Here is a 5,805-nt window from a genome sequence, read left to right as displayed (position 1 = left end):
TTCTTGTCTTCGCTGCCCTACATCGTCACCATTGTGGTTCTCGTGATCATCTCCGGCAACCGGATGATGATGAGAAAAAACACGCCGGCCTCCCTGGGCCAGCCGTTTGTGCCTGACCGTTGAGAAATACGACTGAAAAAGGAGACGTCAAACATGAAGAAACTGCTCTTGTCGGCTGCGGCCGCTTTGTTCGGCCTCGCGGCCGCCATGACCTCGGCGGAAGCCAAGACCAAGGCCTGCTGGGTCTATGTCGGCCCGATCGAGGACTTCGGCTGGACCTTCCAGCATCACCAGGGCCTGCTCGCGGTGGAAGCCGCCTATGGCGACAAGGTGGAGACGGCCTATCTCGCCAGTGTGGCGGAAGCGGACTCCGAGCGCGCCATCGAGCGCCTGGCGCGTGATGGCTGCAACATCATCTTCACCACGTCCTTCGGCTTCATGGAGCCGACGCTCAAGGTGGCGAAGAAATTCCCCGACGTGAAGTTCGAGCACGCCACCGGCTACAAGACCGCCGACAACGTGACGACCTACAATGCGAAGTTCCACGAAGGCCGCTACGTCATCGGCCAGATCGCGGCGAAGATGTCGAAGACCGGCACCGCCGGCTACATCGCCTCCTTCCCGATTCCGGAAGTCATCGCCGGCATCAACGCCTTCATGCTCGGGGCGCAGTCGGTGAACCCGGACTTCAAGGTGAAGATCGTGTGGGCCAACACCTGGTTCGATCCGGGCAAGGAAGCCGATGCCGCCAAGGTTCTGCTGAGCCAGGGCGCGGATATGCTGTCCCAGCATACCGACTCGGCGGCGCCGCTTCAGGAAGCCGAGAAGGCCGGCGCATCGGGCTTCGGCCAGGCCTCCGACATGATCAAGTTCGCCCCCAAGGCGCAGCTGACTGCAATCATTGACAACTGGGCGCCCTACTACGTGCGCCGGGTCGGTCAGGTGATGGACGGCACATGGAAGTCGGAATCGTCCTGGGACGGCATGGCGGATGGCACGGTGAGCCTCGCGCCCTACACCAACATGCCTGACGATGTGGCCAAGATGGCCGCAGAGACGGCCGAAGCCATCAAGACCGGCAAGCTGCATCCGTTCACCGGGCCGATCACCAAGCAGGACGGCACGGTGGTGGGCGAGGCCGGCAAGCCGCTGCCAGATGGCGACATCCTCGGCATGAACTGGTACATCAAGGGCATCGACGACACGCTGCCGCAGTAAGCGCATCACGCCAAACAGCGCCTGCCGCGGGAGCGATCCCCGGCAGGCGCAGTCACGAGAGGACCATGCCCGATCCGTTCATCGCCGACTGGCTGAACTTCCTCATCCGCTGGGGACACATGATTGCCGGCATCGCCTGGATCGGCACCTCTTTCTATTTCGTCGCACTGGATTTTTCGCTCAGGTCGCGTGATGGGCTGCCCGCCGGCGTGCGCGGCGAGGCCTGGGAGGTCCATGGCGGCGGCTTCTATCACGTGCAGAAATATCTCTCCGCTCCGGCGAGCCTTCCTGAACATCTCACCTGGTTCAAATGGGAGGCCTATCTCACCTGGGTCACCGGCTTCCTGCTGCTGGCCGTGGTCTATTATCTCGACGCCAGCGCAAATCTCATCGATCCGGCGGTGCGGGATCTGCCGCCCTGGGCGGCCATTGCGATTTCGCTCCTATCCATCGTCATGGGCTGGCTTATCTATGATGGGCTCTGCCGCTCGCCGCTGGGCCGGCACAGTGGTGCTCTGGCGGCTTCGGTCTTTCTGCTGATCCTGGCTGCGGCCTTTCTCTTTACCCATGTGTTTTCTGGCCGCGGCGCCTTCATCCATGTCGGCGTGATCGCGGGCACCATGATGGCGGCCAACGTGTTCATGGTGATCATTCCCAACCAGCGCAAGATCACCGCGGCGCTGATGCGCGGCGAAACCCCGGACCCGGCGCTTGGCGCGATCGGCAAGCAGCGCTCGCTGCACAACACCTATCTCACGCTCCCCGTGCTGCTGATGATGATCAGCAATCATTTTGCCATGCTCACCGATGCGCCGAACGCCTGGCTGCTGGTGGGGCTGATCTTCGTGGGCGGGGCTGCTCTGCGTCATTTCCTGGTGCGTCATGAAGTGGGCGATCCGTTGTCCGGCATCGCCTGGACGCTTCCCGTCATCTTCGGTGCGCTGGGCCTCGCCTGGTGGCTGTCCGGCTCGCCGCTCGTTTCGCTCGACTGGGCCAATCTGCTGATCCGCTGGGGCCACATGATCGCCGGCATCGCGTGGATCGGCACGTCATTCTATTTCATTGCGCTGGATTTCTCGCTGCGCAAGGCGCCCGGCCTGCCACCGGGCGTGGCCGGTGAGGCCTGGGAGGTGCATGGCGGCGGTTTCTACCATGTACGGAAGTATCTCACTGCGCCGGAGAAACTGCCGCAGCACCTGATCTGGTTCAAATGGGAGGCCTATCTCACCTGGGTCACCGGTTTCCTGCTTTTGGTGGTGCTCTACTATGTACAGGCGGAAACCTATCTCATCGATCCCGCGGTGATGCCGTTGACGCGCTGGCAGGCCATCGGCCTTTCGGTTGCCAGCCTTGTTGCGGGATGGGTTCTTTACACGGCGCTGTGCCGCTCGCCTCTGGGGCGGCGCACCGGGCTGCTGGCCGCCTGCCTGTTCGCCATGCTGCTGGCCTTCTCGTGGTTCTACACGTCGGTGTTTTCTGGGCGCGGCGCCTTCATCCATATCGGTGCGCTGATCGGTACGCTGATGGCCGCCAATGTGTTCATGGTGATCATTCCCAACCAGCGCAAGATCACGGCTGCGCTGCTGAAGGGCGAAAGGCCAGATCCGGCGCTTGGCGCCACCGGCAAGCAGCGCTCGCTGCACAACACCTATCTGACTCTGCCGGTGCTGGTGATGATGATCAGCAATCATTTCCCGATGATGACCGATAGCCCGCATGCCTGGACGCTGGCAGGACTCATCATTCTGGGTGGCGGGCTGGCGCGCCACTTCCTCGTGCGCACCGAGGTCGGCGATCGACAGGCCGATATCGCCTGGACCCTGCCGCTGATCGGTGCAACGCTTGCGCTGGCGCTGATCATTACCGAACCTGCAAGACTCGTTCTCTATCAGGGCGAGGTGACGGATGAGGCAGCACTCTCGATCGTTCAGCAACGCTGTGCCACCTGCCATGCGGCCAACCCCACGGATGCCTCGATCAGGGTGGCGCCAAAGGGTGTTCATCTCGAGACGCTTGCCGATCTCCGGCGCTATGCCGCGCAGATCGAGGTTCAGGCCGTGCGCAACAAGGCCATGCCGCTCGGCAATCGCACGGGCATCACAGATGAAGAGCGCGCCAAGCTCGGAACATGGATCGCCAGGCAATGACAGGTCTTGGCGACATCAATGCCATGACTCCGGCTGATTTCATCGCAGCATTCGGTGATGTGGCAGAGCATTCGCCCTGGGTTGCGCGGGAGGCGGGGGCGGCCCGTCCGTTCGACTCCCGTGACCAGATGATTTCCGCATTTGAAACTGCCCTGCGTGGCGCCAACCGTGGCGCGCAGCTTGCGTTGATCCGTGCCCACCCGGATCTCGCCACCCGCGCCCGGCTGACGGATGATTCAACCAGGGAGCAGGCCGGCGCCGGGCTCTCGTCTCTCTCGGCGGAGGAATTTGCCCGCTTCACCGATCTCAACGCCCGTTACAAGGCGCGTTTCGGCTTTCCGTTCATCTTCGCTGTGAAGGGCGCCACCAAGCAGATGATCCTCGAGAGCTTCGAAGCGCGCATCCACAACAGCCCGGAGACGGAATTTGAAATGGCGATCGCGCAGGTCTGCCGCATCTTCCGCTTCCGGCTGGAAGACCGGGTGGCGCTGTGACACTCGTCATCAAGGGACAGACTCTCAGTTTTGCTCCGGACGGCAGTGTCGTGCACGAGACGCGTGGCGCCGTGGTGGCGGGGGATGACGGCTCCATCCTCTGGTGCGGGCCGCAGCCGCTTCTTCCACAGGCCTTCCGGCAAGCGGAAACGGACGATCATGGCAGCATGCTGGTATTGCCGGGATTGATCGATGCCCACATCCACTTCCCGCAATACCGAATGCTTGCGGCCCCCGCGAAGGACCTGCTCGACTGGCTTTCCCGTTTCACCTTTCCCGAGGAGAGCCGCTATGCGGATGCCAGGCATGCCGACGCTGCCGCGCAACTTTTCCTGAATCGGCTTTTCAGTCACGGCACGACGGCGGCATTGGCCTTTTGCTCGGTGCACAAGGCCTGTGCGCATTCGTTATTTGCAGCAGCCGAGAAACACGGAATGGCGCTTGTGACCGGCAAGACGATGATGGACCGTAACGCCATACCCGCCGTTCAGGACGACCCCGAGAGTGCCGCGCGCGACAGCGAGGACCTTTACCGCACCTGGCATGGCAAGGGCCGGCTTCGCTATGCCGTGACGCCGCGCTTTGCCATCACCTCCACGGATGCCCAGCTTCGTGTGGCGGGAGAGCTTCTCGCCACACTGCCTGGGGCGCTGATGCAGACGCATCTTTCCGAGAGCCCGGGCGAGATTGAATTGGTGCGCCAGCTGTTTCCCTGGGCCAAGGACTATACGGATGTCTATGACCGCTTCGGGCTCCTCGGTCGTCGCAGCCTGTTTGCACATGGCATTCATCTGTCGGAACGTGAATGTGAAAGGCTCTCCGAGTCGGGCTCGACGGTTGTTCACTGCCCGACCTCAAACACGTTCCTCGGTTCCGGACTGATGTCCATGCCGCATTTGAGCAAGCCGGGGCGGCCCGTGGGCATCGGCATTGCCACGGATGTGGGCGGCGGCACCAGCTATTCCATGCTGGCGACCATGGGCGAGGCCTACAAGGTGCAGATGCTGGCAGGTTACAAGCCCAGCGCGGTGGAGCTTTTCAGCCTGGCGACGCGCGGCAATGCCGACCGGCTCGGCATGGGCGACGACACGGGTGCTTTGGACCTCGGCAAGTTCGCTGATCTCGTGGTACTGGACCCGATGGCCACGCCGGTGCTGGCGAGCCGCCAGGAGGTCTCCACCTCTCTCGAGGACGTCCTGTTTTCGTTGATGATGCTGGGTGATGACCGCGCTGTGGCCGCCACCTATGTCAGGGGCCGGCGCGTCCATAAGCGTGTCACGGCGTAAGTCCGAACACGAATTCCGGCGCGAACCAGACTTCCTCCAGATTGTTCCCCGGCCCTTGGCGGTCGATGATCAGGAACCGGCTGTCGGCATCCAGCACCAGAAGCGGATGGTGCCAGACGTTCCGTGCATAGTTCACTCCCTGGCGGCCGGAGGCGGTGAAGGCGCGATAGCTTGCTGGGTCTTGCACGTCGCCTGCCACCAGCACCAGCCACGGCCGGTCCTGCATCGGCATGAACAGCTGGCTTCCCAGCGGGTGGCGCTCCATGAGTTTGATCATGATGGGCTGCGGTCGCGGCTGGCCCAGAAACAGGCTGACACAGATGCCGCCCGCTTCATGTTCGACATCGACATTGGCAAGGTCATTGAAGCGCTGGGTGAACCCCTGATTGATTATGAGTGGGTTGGAGCGATCCATCTCGATGACATCGCCGAAGGGCCGGAAGGCCTCATGGGTAAGAGGTTGCGGAGCAATCAGCATCATTGTTTCACGTGATCCTGCATGAGATGACGCCGAGCAATCCATAGTCCGCGCTCACCGCATCGCCGGAGGAAACCGCCATCGGCGTGAGGCAAGTGCCAGTGGTGACGAATTGCCCCGCCATGACGCCGCCGCAGTAGTTGGCAGCTTCATTGACGAACCAGGTCAGCGCGGTGAAGGGA

General features: G+C 62.4%; 5 protein-coding genes and 1 pseudogene. 5 read left to right on the top strand and 1 reads right to left on the bottom strand.

From position 1 onward, the window contains the following. The 5 genes and pseudogenes from ACILRN_RS15270 to guaD form a co-directional block, all read left to right on the top strand. A pseudogene (locus ACILRN_RS15270) lies at positions 1 to 123 on the top strand (ABC transporter permease); the annotation flags it as partial. A 30-nt stretch (positions 124 to 153) separates the two neighbouring features. After that, on the top strand, positions 154 to 1,218 hold the full coding sequence (locus ACILRN_RS15265) for a BMP family ABC transporter substrate-binding protein (RefSeq protein WP_395689725.1): 1,065 nt from the start codon (positions 154 to 156) through the stop codon (positions 1,216 to 1,218). Between the two features lie 65 nt (positions 1,219 to 1,283). Beyond that, complete coding sequence (locus ACILRN_RS15260; RefSeq protein ID WP_395689723.1) at positions 1,284 to 3,365, top strand: urate hydroxylase PuuD; 2,082 nt, start codon at positions 1,284 to 1,286, stop codon at positions 3,363 to 3,365. Continuing rightward, a complete protein-coding gene (gene uraD, locus ACILRN_RS15255) occupies positions 3,362 to 3,859 on the top strand; it encodes a 2-oxo-4-hydroxy-4-carboxy-5-ureidoimidazoline decarboxylase (protein WP_395689721.1) in 498 nt (165 codons plus the stop codon). The genes ACILRN_RS15260 and uraD overlap by 4 nt, the downstream gene beginning before the upstream one ends. Then, entirely contained in the window at positions 3,856 to 5,145 is a 1,290-nt protein-coding gene (gene guaD, locus ACILRN_RS15250; protein WP_395689718.1) for a guanine deaminase, read from the top strand. The genes uraD and guaD overlap by 4 nt, the downstream gene beginning before the upstream one ends. On the opposite strand, the gene ACILRN_RS15245 is transcribed toward guaD, so the two are convergent. Further along, positions 5,135 to 5,626, bottom strand: a complete 492-nt coding sequence (locus ACILRN_RS15245) for an ureidoglycolate lyase (protein WP_395689716.1) — start codon at positions 5,624 to 5,626, stop codon at positions 5,135 to 5,137. The genes guaD and ACILRN_RS15245 overlap by 11 nt on opposite strands. Positions 5,627 to 5,805 lie beyond the last annotated feature (179 nt).

Origin of the sequence: Aestuariivirga sp. (genome assembly GCF_044238155.1) — a bacterium.
GTDB lineage: Bacteria > Pseudomonadota > Alphaproteobacteria > Rhizobiales > Aestuariivirgaceae > Aestuariivirga.
This window is presented reverse-complemented; position numbering and strand designations above follow the sequence as displayed.